This is a genomic window from Salirhabdus euzebyi (genome assembly GCF_014207435.1).
Lineage (GTDB): Bacteria > Bacillota > Bacilli > Bacillales > Alkalibacillaceae > Salirhabdus > Salirhabdus euzebyi.
This window is the reverse complement of sequence record NZ_JACHGH010000002.1, coordinates 36,345-55,919: the sequence shown is the minus strand read 5'-3', so window position 1 is coordinate 55,919 and position 19,575 is coordinate 36,345. Positions and strand designations below refer to the sequence as shown.

Sequence of the window (19,575 nt, the reverse complement as noted above, 5' to 3'; positions counted from 1 at the left end):
TCCCCCTATTTTCTTTAAGAAGAAGTGATTGTTATTTCCCCATTCTTCTCAAAAATAATATTATCAATTAGCCTGGCACGTTCAAATTGTACTGCTGTAGCCAATATAACTCTCTCATTGATTTGATCAACTTGCTCCAAATTAGGAAAAGTTAATAATTCAACGTAGTCAATTTTACCACGTGTTTTGGAATTTATGAACTGTATAACTTCATTTATGATAATATCTTTTGTTTTTTCTCCTTTTTTCACCAATTGTTGCCCATGCTGTAATGCATGATATAAATATTTTGCCTGTTCTCTCTCTTCTTTTGACAAATAAACATTTCTACTGCTTTTTGCCAATCCATCCTGTTCTCGAACAGTTGGAATAGGCATGATTTTAACAGGGAAATTTAAATCCTTTACTAACCCTTCTACGACCGCGACTTGTTGGGCGTCTTTCAAACCGAAATACGCTTTATCGGGCATAACAATATGGAAAAGTTTCGTTAACACAGTGACTACACCGTCAAAATGCCCTTCTCTAGACCTGCCACACAATACGTTTGTACGATTATTCACATTTAATTGTACAGATAGGGATGAAGGATACATTTCCCTTACACTAGGCATAAAGACAATGTCTACACCTTCTTGTTCTGCAATTTCCCTATCATGCTCCTCATCACGAGGATAACGATCAAAATCTTCGTTTGGCCCAAATTGTAATGGATTGACGAAAATGCTTAAAACTACTATATCATTTTCTTTTTTTGCAGATTGAAGAAGTCGTTGATGGCCATCATGTAAAAATCCCATTGTAGGGACATAGCCAATTGTTTGATTTGTTTGTTTATTTTGTAACGCTATTTGCTGCATTTCTCTCACGGTGTGAACAACCTTCATGCTTTTTTCCCTCCATACAGACTAGCTAATTCTTCCTTATCCATCATATAAGAAAACGCTTCTGTAGGAAATTGATTATTTTTCACTTCATTGTGATAATCACTAATAGCTTTTAGAATAACATCATTCAAATCACCGTATGGCTTAACAAACTTCGGTAATCGATCGACCCCATACTTTAGCAAATCATGATAGACAAGAACTTGTCCATCGCAATGTTTCCCTGCCCCAATTCCAATTGTAGGAATTGATATTTCTTTCGTAATTAGTTCTGCTAATGGTTCAGGTACGCATTCTAAAACGAGAGCTATAGCCCCTGCCTCTTCTACTTCTTTAGCGTTTTGTAAAAGTAGTTCTGCATCTTTTTTCGTTTTACCTTGAATACGATAGCCACCTAAAACATTAACGGACTGTGGCGTCAGACCTAAATGTCCAACAACCGGAATGCCTGCGTGTGTGAGTCGTTCAATAGTTTGTAGTACTTCTCCAGCACCCTCAACCTTTAAAGCTTGCGCTTTCGTTTCTTGAAATAACCTTTTTGCATTGTGTAATGTATCTTCAGTGGAAATATGGTAAGACATAAATGGCATGTCTATGACGACAAATGTATCGTCTGCACCTCTTGTTACTGCCTTTCCATGATGAATCATATCCTCTACTGTAACAGGAATTGTAGAGTCATAGCCAAGAACAACCATTCCAAGAGAATCTCCAACTAAAATCATATCAATTTCTGCCTGCTGAGAAAGCTTAGCAGAGGGATAATCATAAGCTGTAATCATTGATATTTTTTCTTGTTCTCTTTTCATTTTTTGAAATGTTACTCTCGTTTTCATAAGTCTACACCGCCCTTATTCCAATCAATTTCAGCAGAATACAAGACCTTTCGCGCTTTATCTGTATCTTCAACAATTAATGCCCCATCATTTTGTATTCCGATAAGCTTTGCATCCCACTCTTTGCGCATTGCTTTCACTTTAATCCAGTCACCCATCTTGTAGGCGGCTAGCTCCCATCTCTTTTTAATCGACCCAAATCCGTTTTGAACATACTCTTCATAAACAGATTCGATTTCCTTCAATAAGTTTTGAATAAGTCCTTCCCGTACCCATGTTTGTTCTGTTTCGATTTGTAAGGAAGTTGCTATTTCTTGTAAATCCTCAGGTATTTCTTCTGCCGTTTGGTTTACATTTAAACCTATCCCAATAATGACATACTGAATCAAATCTTGTTCCGCTTGCATTTCTGTTAAAATTCCTGCAACCTTCTTATTTTGTATAAATATATCGTTGGGCCACTTTATTTGTCCCTTTACATTAACTTGCGATGCCAACATATCAATGATGGCAACTGCACTAGCCAATGTTAACTGTGGTGCTCTTTGTGGCTCTAAAGGTGGTCTTAAAATGATGCTCATCCAAATGCCTTTTCCTTTTTGTGAATCCCATTTTCGATGTAAGCGTCCTCTCCCTTTTAACTGTTCATCCGCTATAACAACTGTCCCATGTTCTGCACCTTCTAGTGCAAGCTTATGAGCTAACGACTGGGTAGAATCTAGTTGCGGTTCGTAATACATTCGTTGTCCTAGCCAGGAAGTGTTCAATCCCCATTGTATGGTATTTAAACTCATCTGATCCGGAAAGGCGACTATTCGATAACCGACCCTAGAAATGGCATCTATTTTATATCCGTCCTTCTCCAATCCCTTCATATGCTTCCAAATAGCTGCTCTTGAAATGTTTAATTCCTCCGATAGCTTTTGCCCTGAAACATATTGTTCCTGCTGCTCGGCAAGTAGGGTGATTAACTTTTTTCTTGTGGATTCCATTTTTTCACCCATTCCATTATTTGTTCTTTGTTATTTGGTAATTGTTGAAAAAGCACTTTCCTCTCCACTTCTTGTAGAAGCTCCGTTATCCAAGGACCTGGCCGAATGTCTGGAAAGGCTTGTACAATATCATAGCCATCTATTTCTAAGTCTTTTGTTGATTTAATCGGTAACCCTTCATAACGCTTCCTCACATCATCCTCATGAACAATAGATTTAGTAAGTAATGAAGTGAGATGCACAAAAGAAGCTATTCTAGAAGGATCAAGTTCATACAAGCAGTATGCATCGATACCTTTTTCCTTATAGTAAGAAAAAGAGCTTACTAACCGTTTGCTTGCTTTTTCGACAGCTTTAGATAGTTTCCAACTTTTACACCACTGTTCAATAGAAATATCCTCTTTTAGCAAATGAAAAAATGCAACGATTTCTTCTAAAGAATGAAAAGCAGATTTCGCATATTTTCTAGCTAAGTCAATCAGTCGTGTATTTTCTTTAAAAATAGGTAAATGACCATCCACTCCCGTTTCCTGTAACAACGAAAGTGCCTTTTGAAGTGCTGGACCTCGCCATAACTTTTCTGTTTCTATTGCTAGTCTTTCCACAGCAATTTTTTCTAGTAAAAAGCGGTGAGTTCGAATAGCTTTTAATGCTTCTTCGTCAAGATTAAAATCTAATTGACTTACAAATCGTAAAGCACGCATCATGCGTAACGGATCCTCTGTAAATCGTTCTTCTGCCTCATTTACCGTTTTTAATATGCGTTTCTGTAAATGCACTTGTCCTTGGAAGGGATCAATAATTTCACCTGATTTATTCATTGCCATCGCATTAATCGTGAAATCTCTCCTTGAAAGATCTAACTGTAAACTGGAAACAAACTCTACTTTATCTGGATGACGGTAATCACGATAATCACTTTCTACTCGATATGTAGTCACTTCATAGGATTTTTCCTCATACAAAACGAGAACGGTACCATGCTCAATACCAATAGGAATCGTTTTTTCAAATATGTTTTGCACGACTTCTGGTGGGGCACTTGTTGCAATATCAATGTCGTGTAACGGTTTGTTTAAAAGGTAGTCACGAATAGAACCTCCAACAAAAACCGCTTCAAATCCATGATTCTCTATTTTCTTAAGAACTGGAATGCCCTCCACAAAAAGCTGGTTCATAGTACGTCATCCTTTTAAAAGTCGATAATATACTTCCTCGTATTGTTGAACAACCTTACTGGAATCAAAATGTTCATTTACTCTTTTTATCGATTCCTTTGAAAAACTTTCCCATAATGGTTTATTGGTTAATAGATCAATGGCGCGGTTACTAATAAGTTCTATTTCACTTACCGGACAAATGTATCCCGTCTGTCCATCTATTATCACTTCTGGAATACCACCTACGTCTGTTCCGATACACGGAACCCCACAAGCCATGGCTTCTAATAATACTAACCCGAAGCTTTCCTTTTCTGATAATAGCAATTTAACATCAGCAATCGATAAAAGTTCAGAAACATTTTCTTGCTTCCCTAAGAAAACTACCTTTTCCTGAATTCCTAATTCTTGAACCTGCTGCCTAACATGTATGTATTCAGGTCCATCTCCGACTAGCAATAATTTTGAAGGTACTTGTTTGGATACCTCATGAAAAACGCTAATAACGTCCTGCACTCTTTTTACTTTTCGAAAATTAGATATATGGATTAACACTTTTTCATCTTCTTTAATTTTTAACTGCTGTTTCAATTCACCAACAGATTTATGTTTGTATTCCCGTTCATCTACAAAATTATAAATAACGTCTATTTCTTTATCTACATGAAGCATTTCTTCTGTTTGATGCTTTAAGCTCTCTGAAACAGAAGTTACTCCATCTGATTTTTCAATCCCAAACCGAATCATATTCTTCAAACTTAAATCTATTCCTAAAACGGTAATATCCGTACCATGTAATGTCGTTACAATCTTCACATCATGATCCACCATTTGTTTTGCCAAAATAGCGCAAACGGCATGGGGCATCGCATAATGTACGTGCATCACATCTAGTTTCTCTCTATTAATAACCTCAGCCATTTTATTCGCTAATGCCAAATCATACGGCGGATGCTTAAAAAGGGGATAATTATTGACTTCTACTTCATGAAAATAGATATTTGAATATAGACGTTTTAATCGAAATGGCATGGTTGAAGAAATAAAATGAATTTCATGACCTTTTTCTGCTAATAATTTCCCCAGTTCTGTTGCAATAATGCCTGATCCACCAACGGATGGATAACACGTAATTCCAATTTTTAAGCTCATTTTGTTTTGTTCACCTTTCGTTAATTATCACCTTTTTTAGGGTTGATAATTTCCCTCCAATGGAAATCTCCTCTTTTTAAACCATGTATCATTACTTCGGCTGCAGCCAAATTTGTTGCTAGCGGAATTTTATACACATCACAAAGACGTAGTAATGCTGTTACATCTGGCTCATGTGGCTGAGCAGTGAGTGGATCGCGAAAGAAGATGACTATATCCATCTTATTTTCCGCAATCATACTACCTATTTGTTGATCTCCACCTAATGGGCCTGATTGGAATCGATAAACCGACAATCCAGTTGCCTCGCTAATTCTTTTTCCCGTCGTTCCTGTTGCATATAGGGAATGCTTTTCAAAGATCATTTGATAGGCAGTTACAAAATCCACTAATTCTTGCTTTTTTTCATCATGAGCAATTAAAGCAATATTCATTTTTTCTCCTCTATTCCAATAAATTTTCTAAACCATAAACGAGTACGTTTAATTTCTGTACTTGTTCTACAGCTAACTTCACACCACTCATAAAAGATTGACGGTGGTACGTGTCATGTTTTATCGTCAATGTTTGGCCAGTTCCCCCAAAAATAACCTCTTGGTGCGCAATTAAACCAGGCAAACGGATACTGTGTATTCTCATCCCGTCATCATTCGCACCTCTAGCCCCTTGAATTGTTTCTTTTTCATCTGGATGTCCTTGATTTTTCGCTTCCCTTACTTCTTTGATTAATTCTGAGGTCTTAACAGCAGTTCCTGATGGAGCATCTAATTTTTGATCATGATGTTTTTCAATTATTTCAACGTCTGGGAAGTATTTAGCAGCCCATTTGGAGAATTGCATCATCAGAACAGCACCGACTGCAAAGTTTGGTGCAATGACTGCACCTAGTTCTTTTTGTTCTACTAAGCTCTCAATTTCAACAAGCTGTTCTTTCGTAAAACCGGTTGTTCCTACTACCGGTCTCACACCGTTTTCTAATGCCAAACGAGTATGCTTATATCCTACTTCTGGTGATGTTAAATCAATAAGTACATCTGCATCTACTTTTTGAAATGCTTCCTCTGCGTTTGTATAAATTTCAGCGTCTAGTGCAGGGAACCCTTCCAAGTCTTTCAATTTCATTCCATTATGTTTTCTATCTATACAGCCGACTAGTTCAAAGTTTTCTGTTTTTTCAATTAAACGCAGTGCTTCACTTCCCATTTTACCTCTAGGTCCTGCTAGTATAATTTTTACTGTGTTCATTTTAAGTCCTCCTTATCTATTCTCGTCCATCTGTCTTTATCCCTTGTTTCGAATTTAGTCATTGCTATATCGAAAGCCTTACTTAAATTAATATTTAATGAATTTGCAAAACAGATTGTGACAAATAACAAATCACCAAGTTCTTCTTCAATTGTATTCTCTTGTTCTGTTTTCTTTTTCGGTTTTTCACCATAATAATGATTTACTTCTCTTGCCATTTCCCCTACTTCTTCAGTCAATCTCGCTAACATGCTCAAGGGAGAAAAGTAGCCTTCTTTAAATTGTGATATGTATTCGTCTACTCTTTTTTGTATTTCCTCTGTTGTAAAATTCTTTTCAGACATAGGATCCCTCTTTCAAAAGCATTATCATCCTTCATGTTAGCTAAAAGGGGGCTTTTTGACAAATTATTTAAACCGTGTTGCTCTAAAATTTTCCATTGTCTATAATGAATACGTATCTTCTGCAAGATACCTAAGTACCTCGTAGGAAAAAAGACTAGTAGTGCAATAGGGATTGACTGAAAACCTGATTATTAGTACTGAGTACATAAAAGCATAAGAAGGGAGAGCTTACGTGAAAATTGGGATTAAGCTTAAGAATATTTTATTTATTTTAATTGGAGCAGCCGTCTTTTCATTTGGTTTGGTCCATTTTAACATGCAAAACAACCTTTCTGAAGGTGGATTCACCGGGATAACTTTGTTGCTTTATTTCCTTTTAGACTGGGACCCAGGATTACTCAACATCCTATTAAACATTCCAATCTTCTTTATTGGATGGAAGTTACTTGGAAAGCTAACGTTAGTCTATACAGTAGTTGGAACATTTGCTGTTTCTGTTTTTCTATGGGTATTTCAAATATATTCCTTTCCTATCCCTTTACAAAGTGACATGACTTTAGCAGCCTTGTTTGCGGGAACGTTTATAGGGGTAGGATTAGGAATTATTTTCCGATATGGTGGAACAACGGGCGGAGTTGATATTATTGCCAGATTGGTTCATAAATATGTCGGTTGGAGTATGGGCCGAACCATGTTTCTTTTTGATGCAGTTGTTATTTTTGCTTCTATTGCTCTCTATTTAAATCTAATTGAAGGTATGTACACATTAGTAGCTGTATTTATTGGTACGAGAGTTATCGACTTTATTCAAGAAGGGGCCTATTCAGCAAGAGGAGCAACTATTATTTCAGAAAAGAGTGATCAAATAGCTGCTAGCATCATGAAGGAAATGGAAAGAGGGGTTACAGTACTACAAGGAAGAGGAAGTTTTACTGGTGCAAGACGTGATGTCCTCTACTGTGTGGTCGGGAGAAATGAAATCATCAGATTACGAAACATCATTACCTCTATAGATCCACATGCCTTTGTAGCAGTCAGCTCGGTACATGACGTAATGGGAGAAGGCTTTACACTAGACGGAGACAAGAATCCTATCACTTAAAAGTAGAGCAATTCCTGCAATAGCTTTACGTATAGATATGACTATTCGTCACCCGATAAAATAAGGCTTATCTAGATTAGTAATCAAACTCATTTGTCATAGACAGTGACTGACACTTCAAAAATTTCTATATAGAACTTGGCTGCCAACTCTTTGAACGAAGAGGGATAGCCAAGTTTTAAACTAAAGTACAAAAAAAGATTAGACTCCTAGGAGTCTAATCTCTGTATTAATCCTCATTCATCCCTACAAACATCAGAACGAAACGTAATAGTTCTAGAAGGGCTACAACTGCAGCAGCAACATATGTTAGAGCAGCAGCATTAAGAACTTTTTTCGTCTCTCTCTCTTCATTACTACGTATGACTCCAGAAGAAACGAGTTGATCCATTGCCCGTGTTGAGGCATTAAACTCAACTGGTAGAGTGACCAACTGAAATAATACTGCGAATGCCATAAAAATAATACCTGCTAAAAATAGTTGAGTGGAGTACAAGATAAAACCAGCAATAATTAGGATAAAGGAAAAATTAGAACCTAAATTAGCAACTGGTACTAAAGCATGACGAAAACGTAAGAAAGCATATGCCTCAGCATCTTGAATCGCATGTCCAACTTCATGGGCAGCAATTGCAGCAGCAGCTTGAGAATGACCGTGATAGTTCTCAGTAGACAACCTTACTGTCTTTACTCTTGGATCATAATGATCAGTCATTACCCCTTTTATTTCTTCAATCTTAACGTCATAAAGACCGTTGTCATCTAATATTTTTCGAGCTACTTGTGCACCTGTCATAAAGGAAGAATTTTCAACTTTTGAATACTTTTTATACGTCTTTTTTACTCTTCCGCTTGCCCATAAAGGCACAATGAGAAGTATTGCGAAGTATATAAGATACGTACTTAATGCCATAAGCAACTCCTCCATTAAAATATATATTTACTAAGGTCAATTTTAGTCAAATTGTTATGACTCGTCAACATTTTTGTGTTTTGCGGCTTTCTTTTCTCCCTTGTATTTTCTCCAACCTACATAAATTAATGTGAAGATGATTGCTCCCCCTACGGAAAACAAAACCCATACAAATGAAGTATCATCTTTTTCTGGTTCTACGATTACTTCTTCCTCTTCACCTATATTTGACAGCAGTTCGCTTAGTGCATTTTCTATTTCTTCGTAATCATCAATATTATTCAATTTTTGTCGTTCTTCTTCAATAGCATGCCATTTTTCAGTAGGTTGATTTAATTTTAGTGCGGGATACACTTTATGGTATAGATCTAAAAAATCACGATATTCTTGATCAACAAAAACATGTTCACTTTGAAGCACATCCATGATTTGTCCCTTTAATCGATCTTCCCAACCAGAAAACAAATGATTTTTCGGATTATGTGCTGTTTCCATTAAAAGTACAAAGCTATAAACTTTATTTTTTTTCATTTTTTCATTTTCAAAATTTATGTCAAGTACATTTATCGTCTCATTCGTAATTTCTGATACATAACTAACCTTCTCAGAGGAAAGAGATAAGTGTCCTGCTTTTACAGCTGCAAGTATTTCTTTTAGTTTTGACTTTGCTGCACTATATTTCCCAGCCTCTGTTAGATCATATACAGTATAAACTTCATCTAGGAAGTTAATTTCGCTATTCCCGTTGTGATCTGCTTGCGAATAGGTAGGGATAAACAAATACATCCATGTCACTACAATCACTACAATGACCATTGCATTCCTCTTTACTTTCAGTGTCATCCTTCAAATACTCCTCTCCATACCATCTTCTAGATTGTATGCAGAGGTAGGACAAACTAGAACGCTTGAATTTCTTTACTCTTTCGGACATTCATGTAGTAAACAAGGAGGATAGAAAAAATACTTAGCCAAAATGTGAAATAGCCAATCTGGTTCATATATTGCGTTAATCTTCCATAAACAGGCATCATTTCAAATACATAATCAATGACATCATTATGTAAAGTCCAAATAGCAGCAATTGTTAAATGCCACCATTTAATTCGATAAAAAGGAGAATAGAGAATGGCTTGTACAGCCATTGCACCGTGCGAAACGATTAGCATAAATGCTATAGGATCTAAAGTACCAGTAACCTTATACGTTAGCAAATTCATAACGACTGCCCAAACTCCATATTTTACTAACGTTACAAATGCAAGAGCTTCTATGTATGGAATGTTTTTGTTTAAAATAAATGCCAATAAAACAAATACAAAAAATAAACTAGCTGTGGGGCTATCAGGTACAAAAATGAGAAACTTAGCAGGTGTTACAGATAATTGAGAGCGATACCAATAATAACCATAAATTGTTCCTAGTACGTTAATAACAAATAATAGTAATAATACTCGCTTGTCCATCAGAATCATTTTATACATGTACATTCTCCTCTTTGTCACTTGGCTCACCACAGCATACTACTTACCTGTAAAGTGAAGAAAAGCTGACTTTTTTTAAAAGTCAGCTTTCCCATTTAATGTCCTTCTCCACCTAAACCTGAAATAAATTCAGCAAGCTGTTGAAGTTCTTCATCTGTTCCTTGGAAAGAACCTGCTGGCATTCCAGGATCACCTTCAATACCATTAACGGCAATGTCTTTAATTTCATCAACGGATAAACCTGTTCCAACTAAAGCTGGACCAGCTCCACCTTCAAGATTGCCACCGTGACAGTTAATACAACTTTGTTGCGAATAAACCTGATACCCTGGATCTTCTTGGTCAATTTCTACTTCTTCTACAATTTTACCCTTTTCAGCACGCTCTTCCCAATTAACATGAGAAGCAGCTTCATAAGTTAACCAAAATGTAGCGGCAATACCAATTAGCATTAATGATGTAGCAATAGGTCGTTTAAATGGGCGACGTTCTTTTCCTGTATCAAGAAATGGAGCTAACAGCAATGCACCAAATGCAAGACCAGGAATAATTACCGTACCAAACACGACGTAATTACCACTAGCAAAATCATATTTTAAAAATTGGTATAAGAATAAGAAATACCAATCCGGTAACGGAATATAACCTGCAGTTGATGGGTCCGCTTCTTTTTCAAGTGGTGCAGGGGCAGCAATCGTTAAACATAAAAAACCTACTAAGAAAACAGCACCTACAAGCCATTCTTTCAATAAGAAGTTTGGCCAGAAAGGCTCCGTTTTTCCCGGATATTCCGAGTAATCTTTCGGAATAAACTTATCATCATTCTCACGAATACGTGAGTCCCCAACAAATTTCATGCCCTTTCCTCTATGCACAGTAATCCCTCCTTTTCATGCTAGAATGATTCTTACAACGGTCCAGAAATACCTTGACGTCGAATCATAATAAAGTGAGCTGCTAATAAACCGAATAGTGCAGCAGGCAGGAAGAATACATGGATCGCAAAGAACCTTGTGAGGGTTTGAGCGCCTACAATTTCAGGATCTCCTGCTAATAATGTTTTCAAATAATCACCTATATACGGAACACTTTCCGCAATATCAATTGTTACTTGTGTAGCAAAATATGCTTTGTTATCCCACGGTAACAGGTAACCTGTTAACCCAAGGCCTAACATAACAAAAAAGATTAAAACACCAACTACCCAGTTTAGTTCACGCGGCTTTTTATAAGCACCTTGGAAGAAAACACGTAACGTATGTAGGAATAGCATTACAATAACAACACTAGCTCCCCAGTGGTGCATACCACGAACAATTTGACCATGAGCTACCTCTTGTTGAAGGTAGAACACTGAGTTCCATGCATTTTCGATATCAGGAACGTAATACATGGTCAAGAACATACCAGATAAAATTTGGATTACGGTAACAAAAAATGTTAGACCACCAAAACAATATACAAATGCAGAGAAATGATGTGCTGGATTCACGTGTTCTGGCACTTCGTGGTCAGCAATATCACGCCATATTGGTGTAATATCTACACGCTCGTCTATCCAGTCATAAATTTTTCTTATCATGTATTACGCCTCCTCTCTCGGTATTGCTTTTCCTAAATAAAGAATTCCGTCTTTTACATCGTGCTCGAACGCAGCTAATGGTGCAGTAGGCGGTGTTCCCGGCACGTTTTTACCACTCTTTTCGTACAAACCATCGTGACATGGACAATAGAACATATTTGGATAGTTCTCATTGTCGTTCCAACCTACGAAACAGCCAAGGTGAGTACATGTTGGTGATAATGCCAAAATACTCCCGTCTTCTTGTTTGTATACCCATGCTACCTTTGATACATCAGATTCATACCAAGCATCTACTTGACGAATAGTAAAATCAACACGTTGCGGTTCACTTGTAAGTTCATCCACACTTTTACCAGTTGAAACATAATCACCTTGTGCTTTTGGCTGAAGTACTGGATCAATCGCAAATCGAACCATTGGGGCAAGCATTCCAGCAGCCATAAATCCTCCTACTCCAGTAAGAGTATAGTTTAAAAACTGCCGACGGGAAACTTGATTCTTTTTGTCTTGACTCATTTTGTTTTCCCCCCTCTACTCATATATTTCAACGATCAGGGTCGTATATTAAATACATGTTTACTAGGACATTACCATGATAGCGTAAACTTAAAACACGGTCAATTAAATTTAACGTTTTGTCCTATTAAAAAACAAAAAATATTTTGCTAACTATACAATGAACAAATTTCAGAGACTGAGAAACTAGTCATCAAAAATATATTATATCCAATAGTTTCGAATTAACTCAGTAATTTGTTTAATTTGATCCATGACAATCTTCTGTGTTTCCTTACTCGTTAAATCACCATCCTTCATTACTGGAGTCCAAATAAGGTTTCCTTCCAGTTTGGGCTCTACTCTTTTCCAACTTGAATCAAAAGTTAAGTAAAAAGTGTGTTTAAAAGGTTGTTCGTTAATCTGCTGATAAAAAGCATTTAAACGATCCACTTCATGTTCTAATTGATTGGACATAATATATGTATAACTTGGTAGTTGAAAAACCCTTCCTGTAAAGTCCCTTTCGACTCGATCAACAAAAAGTTCTAACACTTCATTTTGAAAAGTTAAACCTATTTGTTCCTCATCTGGCTTATTAAACGAAAAAGGGACAAGAGGAATAATGGCCGTGTCTACATATTCCTTAGCTTGTACGTATTTTTGCATGTCCTTCTTGTTCCATTTCATATTTTACACCTCATATATTTTATATTTTCTACTACATTTTACTAAAACTATACATGAAGTGAAAATGTTTTTAACAAGTATTCGTTAACAGCCCTTCATGAAAGTATGGAGCTAATAGAGTTCAAAATCGCATCTATCCTATCTAAAAGCATTTCCTTAGTTCAAGAAGCAGACATGGACAAGAGCTTTTTACATAGAACAAAAGCGCAAGCGCCTTGCTCAGCCTAAGGCAGGCATAAGACAAGACCTGCCGTAGAGGTTTATGCCACAGAAGGGATTGACTTATGTCCCGAGGGGGTAGGTGCTGGAGCTAGACGTGGCTCTCCCGTGCAACTAACTTATCCACAAGTCCGAAATTTTATAATTTCCTAAGCAATAAAAAAGCCCCCTTTTCAGGAGGCTTATTGCGTACACTTTTCATCTGGTAATTGATTCAATTGTTCAATTAACTCATGGAATCTCTCTTTATCGCCTTCATCAAGCGCTTTGTCAATTTCCTCATGAATTTTACGTAGTTTAAAATCGTAAATGGCCTGGTTTAAAAGTTGCTCCGCAGTCTCTTGATCCTTTTCGGTAATGTAAAAGTCTTTCGGGATGAAAGGATTTTCCTCTAAAACACCCGCAAAACGATAGCATTTGTACGACTTAGCAAAATTCAATTGAATATAGATCGTTTCGTGATCGTTAAGACGTATGTCATGAAACGACTTTTCAGGGTCAGACGTCATTACTTGCTCCTTATAAAAACGAAACGGAGGATCATCCACACACTTCGTTGATATAATCACTCCTTTAGGGCAAAACCTTGCTTCTTCCACGAAATGCACATGCTTTAGTACTCTTTCATGATTCATTAAGTAGTTTAATATCCACACACTTTCTCTTCTCTTCAATTGGTAATTGTTTAAAAACCAATTAATAAAACGTTTTTTTTGAAGAACAGAAACCGTCATAATCTTTTAGCCCTCCTCCCAAAGAAAGGAAAAGTGGGTGATCTATTGACTTATACGATGTAGGAATTCCTCAACTTCTGTGTCGGATGGTTCAATCTCTAAATATTGTGCGAGAACCTGATGGGCCTTTTCCATCCTCCCTTCCTCTACAAGAAAATATCCGTATTCCTTTAAGAAGTCTGAATCATCTGTAAAAGCATTATATGCTTCATTATAGTTGTTTAATGCTAAATTATATTCTTCTGTTTCATAATTTGCCCTTGCCAACTCCCAATAATACAGCGGATCCTCTTCTCCAAAGCGGAATAGCTCATTAATTAGATCCTTTACTTCATCATACATTTCTTCCTTTTTATAAATATCAACAAGGGATATTACCGCTTCCTTATAACCCGGGTCAATGGCAATGGCTTCTTTCATATAAGACAATGACTTTTCCGTCCGACCTAACTTTAATGCAAGTTGACCAGCATAATAATATAATTCTTTATTAAACTCATCCATTTTTATTCCCTTTTCAACTGTTTCAAACGCTTCATCCATCAATCCCTCTTGTTCATATGCCTTAGCTAAGAGCAAATAAACGGAGTGATAATGGGGATCTGCTTCTAACAATTTCCCCCAAACGCTTACGGCAATATCTGTTCGTTCTGAACGATATGCGGTAAACCCATACCGAAAAAGAAAGTCTGGTGAATCTACATTAGACGCTTTGAAATATTCTAAAGCATCTTCCCACTTACCCGTTGCAGCAAGCGCCTCTGCCAATCGTAGGGTTACATCAACATCATTATATACATGTTGATATTTGGATGCTTTTTCATAATAAGGAATTGATTTTTTGTATTCTGCAGTTGCATAAGCCAATTCGCCTAAGGCAAAGTCAATAATTGGTTCACTTGGTACGAATTGTTTTGCAAGTATTAACTTCCGTTCGGCAACTTCATATAATCCTTGTGATTGATATAAGTCAGCAGATAATAGAAGAGCAGCGATGTATTGATCGTCTTCTTCAGTAATTTGATTTAATAAATCTAACGCCACTTGGTCCTCTTCTATATCAATATATATTTCAGCTAAGTATAGCTTTAATTCACTTTCATCAGGATATTTTGTTAATAATTCCTCAAATATTCCCTTGGATTGGTTCACTAGTCCCCATTGATTATATAATTGTCCTATTGTAAATTTTTCATCATCACTAGCCTGCGATTCGTATGATTTAAGCAATTGTAACCCTTTTTCTGTGTTTCCTTGTTCAACCTCAACTAGCGCTTCCTCTATGACGTTCATACTTACATCCTTCCTTTTACAACAATTAAAAATGATTTTGAATGGATATTTGACAATAGTTTCCGAAATCTTTTTGTTCTAATATCGTTTGGTTTAATTTTACCACGTTACCTCTGATTACTGAAATATATGGCGCTAGGTCTTCTTTGATTTTCCCCTTACCCCATTTGTGTTGGTCTTTTAAATGCAAATTGAAATCTGCATCTCCATATATTCTTATTTCTCCTTTTTTAGGAGAAATTCCTGTTTCTATTAACGAACGATTTTTGAGAGGATGTTTAGTGATGGGAGGAGACAGCTCCATAAGATTGTATTCGTTGAACTTTTCATGCAGCAGCTTTGATAAATCACTTTTCACATAAGCAAAAGGGATCCTCATTACGCATTGCATTTGACGTAACCAGCCCCATTTTATGTCATTTATATCTTCTTTTTTATGGATATCCACCAAAATAAATGGTACCTTTTTTATCCCGAAATAACGAATCATGTCTACTGTTAAATATTTCACATTTACTTTTGGTACAACCATATAGTCAATGGGGATTCCTCTGAGTGATTCTATGTAACATTGAAAATCTTGTTTCCACTTCATATTTCTCCTTAAGTCAAAAACCGAAATAATAAGTGAACAACCTTTGTACAAATACTGTCGTACATGGTGTCTTTGTAATTTTTGATCAGTAAGTGGGTATTCAATGTCTACATATACTTTTCCTGGACTCATCCAAAATTGATCCACTTCAATTTTTCTCTCTTCTAGCCTGTTTATGTAATGTTTAGGTACAAATAGATCACTAGTGAAGTATATATTTTTCTTTTCCCATCTTTCGTCACTATACACATTTAGGTTTTCAAAATAAAAAGTCTTCACATCTTGTCCCCCTTACTCACTTGGTACAAAATATGAAGACTTTGCTTATATTATGATTCGTTGCGAACGACGATAGAAAATAAATCATCAAAAAAATTCGGATAAGATATATTAATACATTCCGGATTTTCTATTTCCACTTCCCCAACTACTAGCAAAGAAGCAATAGCAGACATCATACCGATACGATGATCACCATAGGAAGGCACTACAGCCCCTTTTAAAGAAGTACCTCCTTGAATAATCATTCCATCCTCTACTTCTGTAATATTAGCTCCTAGTCTCGTTAAAACATCGACTACCGCTTTAATTCGATCTGTTTCTTTAAAGCGTAACTCCTCTGCGTCACGGATTTCTGTTACCCCTTTTGCCTGTGTAGCGGCCAAGGCTATTAAAGGTAACTCATCTATTAATCTTGGAATCATGTCCCCTGCTATAGTTGTTCCTTTTAAATCACTAGTCCGGATTGTTATGTCTCCTACCATTTCATCTCCAATGTGATTCGTTACATTTGTTTCTAGTTGAGCACCCATCTGTTTCAAAACATCTATAATACCTGTTCTTGTTTCATTCAATCCTACTCCACTTATTGTAATAGAGCTGTTTTGAGTTATTGCCGCAGCTGTAATGAAAAATGCTGCCGAAGAAATATCTCCTGGAATCTTAATGGAAGTTCCCGTCAGCTGTTGGCCACCCTCTATGGATACTGTATGTCCATCCATATCAATCTTTCCACCAAAGGCTCCAATCATTTTTTCCGTATGGTCTCTCGTTTTAACAGGTTCTATAACAGATGTTTTTCCGTTCGTAAATAACCCTGCTAATAAAATAGCTGATTTCACTTGTGCGCTGTTAACAGGTAATTCATATGTAATAGGCTTTAATTGTCCACCTCTAATACTCATCGGAAGGTATTTTCCATTTACTCTACCATCTGTTTTCGCTCCCATTAACGAAAGAGGAACGGTAACTCGATCCATTGGGCGCTTCGATAAGGAGTCGTCTCCAACTAAAACGGAGTGAAAAGACTGACCAGAAAAAACACCTAATAATAAACGAGCAGTAGTACCAGAATTACCGAAATCGATTGGATGTTTAGGTTCTTGGAGACCATTTACACCATCACTTATAATTTTTACTGTCAGGCCCTCCTGCTCGATTTGGACACCCATTTCTTGAAACGCTTTGATCGTTCGTAAACAATCTTCTCCCATCAAAAAATGTTCAATCGTTGTCTCGCCTTTAGCTAAAGATCCAAAAATAACAGCTCGATGAGACATCGATTTATCACCAGGGACAGTCATTTTACCGCTTAAATGATAATTAGAAAGGTTCACTTTTTTATTCATGTTCTCACAACCTCAATTATTATTCTTCTACAGAGACTTCATATCCGTTATTTTCTAAAATAGATTTTGCCGTTAATTGACCCTCTTCGCTCTGAACAGTAATGCGAAGAACGCCTGTCATGTTTTCTCTTATTTCTAAAATTTGAATATTCGTTATGTTGATTTCAAATTCAGCTAACAATTTAATAACCTTATATAGTTCACCTGGTTTATCATAAATATCAACATATAAGTCATAAAAGCTAGGTATAGCTCCTTTTTTCTTCTTCGGTAATCCATCCCGATACGCTTTTGCTTGTTTTAAGTAAGCAATCACTTCTTCTTTTCGTTCGGTTTCAAGTAAACCCTGAACTTTTTTCATTTCCTCTATCCAATCTGTGAGAAAGATAAGCATCTCCTCTTTATTTTGGAAAAAGATATCCTGCCACAGCTCTGGATTACTTGAAGCAATCCGTGTAATATCTCGAAAACCTCCAGCAGCCAATTTTGGAATAAATGGATATTCGGATTGCCAATTGATGGCTTGATGCACAAGAGATGAGGCCACTAGGTGAGGAAAGTGTGATACAATACCTGTCATCTTGTCATGTTCGGCCCCGCTTAATATAACAAAGTTACTTTTCGTACCTTCTAAAATGTGCTGTATCGTTTGGACATCCTCTTCTGTTGCTCGAATTGATGGAGTTAAAACATAGTAAGCATTTTCAAACAAATGGCTTTTAGCAGCCTCTATTCCTTGTTTATGTGAACCTGCCATCGGATGCCCACCAACAAAAGAAACATTTGGATTCGTTAGTTGCTCAGCCACTTCCATAATAGACCCTTTCACAGAAGAAACATCTGTAACAATCTTCTTTCTATCCATAGTTGTTTTGTTTAATTGTTCTAGATAATTAATAGTAATATGAATGGGTGTTGCCAAAATAATAATATCAGCAACTGCTACACCTTGTTGAAATGTATCGACTTTTTCATCGATTAATTGATATTTCACTGCATAATCTAATGTAGACTTAAGATTGTCGAACCCATAAACCTTACACTCGTTTTCTTGATTGTACTTTATGTTTTTTGCTAAGGATCCGCCAATTAGTCCCAAACCTACAACTAAAACTCGCCTCATCTAAACTCCCCTTATACTAAGCTCTTTTTTAATGCCTCTTGGAACTCCTCCATGTCTTCTTCTTTACCAATCGTAACACGAATACTATTTGGAATACCAAGCAGTTCTCCAGGCCTTACGATAAACCCATATGTCAATAACGTATTGGAAACATCTAAACCAGATTTAGGCAAATGAATCAATAAAAAGTTTGTTTCTGATTCATAGAAAGTAAGATTGTTTGCCGCACAAAATGCCTCTAGTTTCTTTCTTGTCTGGACATTAAATTGTTTAACTTTTTCAATGAATGCTTGATCATCAAGTGCATGCAATGCTGCATATTGGCCAATCGATGTCACATTAAATGGTCCTCTAATCGTATTTAAATTGCGAACTACTTCTTCGTTTCCGACGCCATACCCAACTCTAAAGCCTGCTAATCCGTATGCTTTAGAAAAAGTTCGTAACACAATAATATTTTCATGCTCTTTATGAAGTGCAATAGAATCAGGATAATCTTTAGCCACGACAAATTCATAATAGGCTTCGTCGATTACAAGGAGAACATGTTTAGGACAGGTTTGAATAAAACTAATTAAATCCTCTTCCTTTATATAATTACCTGTTGGGTTATTAGGCGTACATAACCATACAACTCTGGTATTTTCATCAATAGCTTCACTCATTTTCGTGAGGTTGTGGAAACCATTTTCCAACTCTATCTCTCTTACTTCTGCCCCTTCTACCGTAGCATGATGGCGATATTGAGGAAATGTAGGTGTTGCCATTACTGTATTTGTACCTTTTTCTAAATAGGTACGACAAATCATTTGAACGATTTCATCTGACCCGCTTCCAAAAATGATTTTATCCATTTCTACGCTTAAAAATGAAGATAATTTTTCCCGTAACGTAAGTGCATAACCGTCCGGGTAAAATTGTGCATTTTCCCCAAACTCCTTTAATTTGTCTGAAACATATGGAGAGCATCCATAAAGATTTTCATTGGAAGCAAGTTTTACTATTCGTGAAAGGTTGTGTTCTTTTTTTACTTCTTCCATTCCTTTTCCTGGTTGATATGGTTTTAGTGCAGGAATACTAGATTTTGGTTTCATATGT

22 protein-coding genes are annotated in these 19,575 nt (G+C 36.5%); 1 reads left to right on the top strand and 21 read right to left on the bottom strand.

All coding sequences use genetic code 11. From position 1 onward, the window contains the following. Window positions 1–14: 14 nt before the first annotated feature. From panC to HNQ94_RS03280, 8 genes are read right to left on the bottom strand one after another with little or no spacing between them, the layout of a single operon-like run. Window positions 15–887: a pantoate--beta-alanine ligase gene (panC, locus tag HNQ94_RS03315; RefSeq protein ID WP_174495088.1), complete on the bottom strand. Its 873-nt coding sequence runs from the start codon at window positions 885–887 to the stop codon at window positions 15–17. After that, window positions 884–1,723 carry a 3-methyl-2-oxobutanoate hydroxymethyltransferase gene (panB, locus tag HNQ94_RS03310; protein WP_174495089.1) on the bottom strand — a complete coding sequence of 280 codons (840 nt, stop codon included), beginning with the start codon at window positions 1,721–1,723 and terminating at the stop codon, window positions 884–886. The genes panC and panB overlap by 4 nt, the downstream gene beginning before the upstream one ends. Continuing rightward, entirely contained in the window at window positions 1,720–2,715 is a 996-nt protein-coding gene (locus HNQ94_RS03305) for a biotin--[acetyl-CoA-carboxylase] ligase (RefSeq protein WP_174495090.1), read from the bottom strand. The genes panB and HNQ94_RS03305 overlap by 4 nt, the downstream gene beginning before the upstream one ends. Continuing rightward, window positions 2,691–3,893 (bottom strand): CCA tRNA nucleotidyltransferase, encoded by a 1,203-nt coding sequence (locus HNQ94_RS03300; RefSeq protein ID WP_174495091.1) that lies wholly within the window; start codon window positions 3,891–3,893, stop codon window positions 2,691–2,693. The genes HNQ94_RS03305 and HNQ94_RS03300 overlap by 25 nt, the downstream gene beginning before the upstream one ends. 6 nt (window positions 3,894–3,899) lie before the next feature. Then, complete coding sequence (gene bshA / locus HNQ94_RS03295) at window positions 3,900–5,027, bottom strand: N-acetyl-alpha-D-glucosaminyl L-malate synthase BshA (RefSeq protein WP_174495092.1); 1,128 nt, start codon at window positions 5,025–5,027, stop codon at window positions 3,900–3,902. A gap of 20 nt (window positions 5,028–5,047) precedes the next feature. Further along, window positions 5,048–5,461: a methylglyoxal synthase gene (gene mgsA / locus HNQ94_RS03290; RefSeq protein ID WP_174495093.1), complete on the bottom strand. Its 414-nt coding sequence runs from the start codon at window positions 5,459–5,461 to the stop codon at window positions 5,048–5,050. A gap of 10 nt (window positions 5,462–5,471) precedes the next feature. Beyond that, window positions 5,472–6,272 (bottom strand): 4-hydroxy-tetrahydrodipicolinate reductase, encoded by an 801-nt coding sequence (gene dapB, locus HNQ94_RS03285; protein WP_174495094.1) that lies wholly within the window; start codon window positions 6,270–6,272, stop codon window positions 5,472–5,474. Beyond that, complete coding sequence (locus HNQ94_RS03280; RefSeq protein ID WP_174495095.1) at window positions 6,269–6,616, bottom strand: nucleotide pyrophosphohydrolase; 348 nt, start codon at window positions 6,614–6,616, stop codon at window positions 6,269–6,271. Before HNQ94_RS03280 ends, dapB begins: the two co-directional genes overlap by 4 nt. Window positions 6,617–6,848: 232 nt before the next feature. Between HNQ94_RS03280 and HNQ94_RS03275 the strand changes: the two genes are divergently transcribed. Beyond that, window positions 6,849–7,718: a YitT family protein gene (locus HNQ94_RS03275; protein WP_174495096.1), complete on the top strand. Its 870-nt coding sequence runs from the start codon at window positions 6,849–6,851 to the stop codon at window positions 7,716–7,718. A gap of 229 nt (window positions 7,719–7,947) precedes the next feature. On the opposite strand, the gene HNQ94_RS03270 is transcribed toward HNQ94_RS03275, so the two are convergent. The 13 genes from HNQ94_RS03270 to hisC all read right to left on the bottom strand — a co-directional run bounded on the left by HNQ94_RS03270 (window position 7,948) and on the right by hisC (window position 19,571). Beyond that, complete coding sequence (locus HNQ94_RS03270) at window positions 7,948–8,631, bottom strand: zinc metallopeptidase (RefSeq protein WP_174495097.1); 684 nt, start codon at window positions 8,629–8,631, stop codon at window positions 7,948–7,950. A gap of 54 nt (window positions 8,632–8,685) precedes the next feature. Continuing rightward, entirely contained in the window at window positions 8,686–9,474 is a 789-nt protein-coding gene (locus HNQ94_RS03265; RefSeq protein ID WP_174495098.1) for a sporulation protein YpjB, read from the bottom strand. Between the two features lie 56 nt (window positions 9,475–9,530). Beyond that, window positions 9,531–10,121, bottom strand: coding sequence for a lipoprotein heptaprenylglyceryl N-acetyltransferase LhaT (gene lhaT, locus HNQ94_RS03260; protein WP_376697726.1), 591 nt, complete (start codon window positions 10,119–10,121; stop codon window positions 9,531–9,533). Window positions 10,122–10,210: 89 nt separating this feature from the next. Continuing rightward, window positions 10,211–10,990, bottom strand: a complete 780-nt coding sequence (locus HNQ94_RS03255; RefSeq protein ID WP_174495100.1) for a menaquinol-cytochrome c reductase cytochrome b/c subunit — start codon at window positions 10,988–10,990, stop codon at window positions 10,211–10,213. Window positions 10,991–11,022: 32 nt separating this feature from the next. Beyond that, window positions 11,023–11,697 (bottom strand): menaquinol-cytochrome c reductase cytochrome b subunit, encoded by a 675-nt coding sequence (qcrB, locus tag HNQ94_RS03250; protein ID WP_174495101.1) that lies wholly within the window; start codon window positions 11,695–11,697, stop codon window positions 11,023–11,025. A gap of 3 nt (window positions 11,698–11,700) precedes the next feature. Next, window positions 11,701–12,216: a Rieske (2Fe-2S) protein gene (locus HNQ94_RS03245; RefSeq protein ID WP_174495102.1), complete on the bottom strand. Its 516-nt coding sequence runs from the start codon at window positions 12,214–12,216 to the stop codon at window positions 11,701–11,703. Window positions 12,217–12,420: 204 nt separating this feature from the next. Beyond that, window positions 12,421–12,885 (bottom strand): DUF2487 family protein, encoded by a 465-nt coding sequence (locus HNQ94_RS03240; protein ID WP_174495103.1) that lies wholly within the window; start codon window positions 12,883–12,885, stop codon window positions 12,421–12,423. 401 nt (window positions 12,886–13,286) lie between these two features. Then, a complete protein-coding gene (locus HNQ94_RS03235) occupies window positions 13,287–13,838 on the bottom strand; it encodes a ReoY family proteolytic degradation factor (RefSeq protein ID WP_174495104.1) in 552 nt (183 codons plus the stop codon). Between the two features lie 42 nt (window positions 13,839–13,880). Continuing rightward, on the bottom strand, window positions 13,881–15,131 hold the full coding sequence (locus HNQ94_RS03230; protein ID WP_174495105.1) for a tetratricopeptide repeat protein: 1,251 nt from the start codon (window positions 15,129–15,131) through the stop codon (window positions 13,881–13,883). A 25-nt stretch (window positions 15,132–15,156) separates the two neighbouring features. After that, window positions 15,157–16,005 carry a hypothetical protein gene (locus HNQ94_RS03225; RefSeq protein WP_174495106.1) on the bottom strand — a complete coding sequence of 283 codons (849 nt, stop codon included), beginning with the start codon at window positions 16,003–16,005 and terminating at the stop codon, window positions 15,157–15,159. 50 nt (window positions 16,006–16,055) lie between these two features. Then, window positions 16,056–17,354: a 3-phosphoshikimate 1-carboxyvinyltransferase gene (gene aroA / locus HNQ94_RS03220; protein ID WP_174495107.1), complete on the bottom strand. Its 1,299-nt coding sequence runs from the start codon at window positions 17,352–17,354 to the stop codon at window positions 16,056–16,058. A 19-nt stretch (window positions 17,355–17,373) separates the two neighbouring features. Beyond that, entirely contained in the window at window positions 17,374–18,477 is a 1,104-nt protein-coding gene (locus tag HNQ94_RS03215; RefSeq protein ID WP_174495108.1) for a prephenate dehydrogenase, read from the bottom strand. Between the two features lie 11 nt (window positions 18,478–18,488). Further along, a complete protein-coding gene (gene hisC / locus HNQ94_RS03210) occupies window positions 18,489–19,571 on the bottom strand; it encodes a histidinol-phosphate transaminase (RefSeq protein WP_174495109.1) in 1,083 nt (360 codons plus the stop codon). Window positions 19,572–19,575 lie beyond the last annotated feature (4 nt).